Annotated in this window: 1 protein-coding gene; it reads left to right on the top strand. The window is 56.0% G+C overall.

The window, feature by feature from the left end; all coding sequences use genetic code 11:
- The first annotated feature begins 509 nt into the window (after positions 1–509).
- Complete coding sequence (locus FHD68_RS18340) at positions 510–1,973, top strand: class I SAM-dependent DNA methyltransferase (RefSeq protein WP_127898050.1); 1,464 nt, start codon at positions 510–512, stop codon at positions 1,971–1,973.
- Positions 1,974–2,300 lie beyond the last annotated feature (327 nt).

Raw genomic sequence — 2,300 nt, 5'->3', positions numbered from 1 at the left:
CTGCTCATGCATCACAGCTACCACGCTGGATTCACGAGATGAATCCCTGACGCGATTTGTGCAACAGAGCCCTTCCCGGATCAAACGCCCTTAAATTCAGCTCATTGGCATATCAGGCTGGAAAACCAAAATATCTCGGCAAGTACTGGAGCAGATGCTCTGGAGGAGACCTTGCGAAGGATGACCACTGGAAGCCCGGATCGCCTCAACGCTGTTTCTGGAGTGAAGGGCCGAGTTCGTCCGCTGATCGCCCGAACCGCAGAGGAGCTATATCCCGGGCGACCAGATCTAGTCGTTTTTTCGCGTGAATTTTTGCCGGGGTGGTTTGTTGGAACCAACTATAGCCGACGGGATGTGATGCGCCTAATCCGGGTCGCAGCAGAAGCGTGTGAACTAACGTGGGGAGTGGATATTCATGTCGAAGTATAACGCATGTGCGGCCCCCACGGGGTGCCAATTCCCAGCATCATTTAAATCGCAGCAACTCAAACTAGCCAAGCGAGGGTAACATGAGCACCGCCCCCATCGTCTCCAAAGTCTGGAGTTTCTGCACAACGCTGCGGGACGACGGCGTTGGCTATGGCGACTACTTGGAGCAACTGACTTACCTCATCTTCCTCAAGATGGCGGACGAGTATGCCAAGCCCCCCTACAGCCGCGACGTGGGCATCCCCACAGGGTTCGACTGGACCAGCCTGACCTCGCGCCGGGGAGCGGAACTGGAAGCGCATTACATCATGCTGCTGCGCAAACTGGGCAAGCAGAAAGGCATGCTTGGGCAGATTTTTACGAAGGCGCAGAACAAGATCGCCGACCCCGCCAAACTGTTCCGCCTGATTGACATGGTGGATGGCACCAGGTGGGTCAAGCTGGGTGCGGACGTCAAAGGCGATATCTATGAGGGGCTGTTGGAGCGCAACGCCGAGGATACGAAATCGGGCGCTGGCCAGTACTTTACGCCGCGCGCATTGATCCGCGCAATGATCGAATGCGTCCGCCCCGAGCCTGGCAAGACCATTGCCGATCCGGCTTGTGGCACCGGGGGGTTCTTCCTTTCCGCCCACGAATTCCTGACTGACCCGAACAATCATGCGCTCGACAAGGATCAGAAAGCCTTCCTGAAGCACTCGACTTTCTTTGGCAACGAGATCGTCGCAGGGACGCGGCGCCTCTGCCTAATGAACATGTTCCTCCATGGTATCGGTGAGATGGCAGGAGATACATTGATATCACCCGCCGACGCACTGATTTCGCCGCCTCCCGAAACCTTTGACTATGTCCTGGCAAACCCGCCCTTCGGGAAGAAAAGCTCGATGAGCTTTACCAATGCGGACGGCGAGCAGGAAACCGATGACCTGACCTACAATCGTCAGGATTTTTGGGCAACCACGTCGAATAAGCAGCTGAATTTCGTCCAGCATATTCGGACCATGCTGAAAACGACCGGGCGGGCCGCGGTGGTCGTGCCCGACAATGTTCTGTTCGACGGCGGCGCGGGAGAAATCATCCGTCGCAAACTACTTCAAACAACCGACCTGCACACCATTCTTCGCCTGCCAACGGGCATCTTTTATGCGCAAGGCGTCAAGGCAAACGTGATCTTCTTCGACAACCGCGCCGCCAGCGCTGATCCGCAGACTTCGAAGGTCTGGTACTACGATTATCGGACGAACGTGCATCATACGTTGAAGCAGAAGCCATTGACGTATGCGCACCTTGAGGACTTCGTGACCTGCTACAATCCCGGGAACCCCCATGAGCGCAACCCAACGTGGAGCGAAGAAAGCCCCGAAGGCCGCTGGCGCGCTTTTGATCGGGAAGAACTCCTGGCACGGGACAAGGCAAGCCTCGATCTTTTCTGGCTTCGGGATGCGTCAATGACTGACTTCGAGAACCTACCTAAGCCCGAGGTGTTGGCAGAAGAGATCGTAGAAAATCTGCGCGCGGCACTGTTCAGTTTCGCTTCAGTGTAAAATACAGTACTTGGGGAATGTCGGCTTGCATGCGAAGAAGAGCATTAGATTGCTCCCGCAGTGAGCTGCGTCACGCCGATCGACCGCACCGCCTCGGCCACCGATCAGCCTTGCGACACCAGCACGTCGACCTGCCGGAGCTTCGCTACGATCTCCTCCGGCTTGTGCTTCTTCTGTGCCATTTGCTCATTCTCCAATGCGCTCGAAAGCCTACTTCAGGGAAGACCATTTTTCAGCGGGCAGGGCAGAGCAAGTGTTGATTTCCACCCAGAACTGAGCCGGGTTTTCCATCGAGAAGTGAGCCACCTCTGATTATGGATATAGGGT

It is taken from the genome of Paracoccus marcusii (genome assembly GCF_006151785.1).
Taxonomy (GTDB): domain Bacteria; phylum Pseudomonadota; class Alphaproteobacteria; order Rhodobacterales; family Rhodobacteraceae; genus Paracoccus; species Paracoccus marcusii.
Note: the sequence above shows the minus strand (reverse complement) of the source record. Positions and strands in the feature narration are given on the sequence as shown.

What these genes read in the sequence shown, in the direction of transcription:
- FHD68_RS18340 (WP_127898050.1), top strand. Translation starts at nt 510, where the DNA reads ATGAGCACCGCCCCCATCGTCTCCAAAGTCTGGAGTTTCTGCACAACG.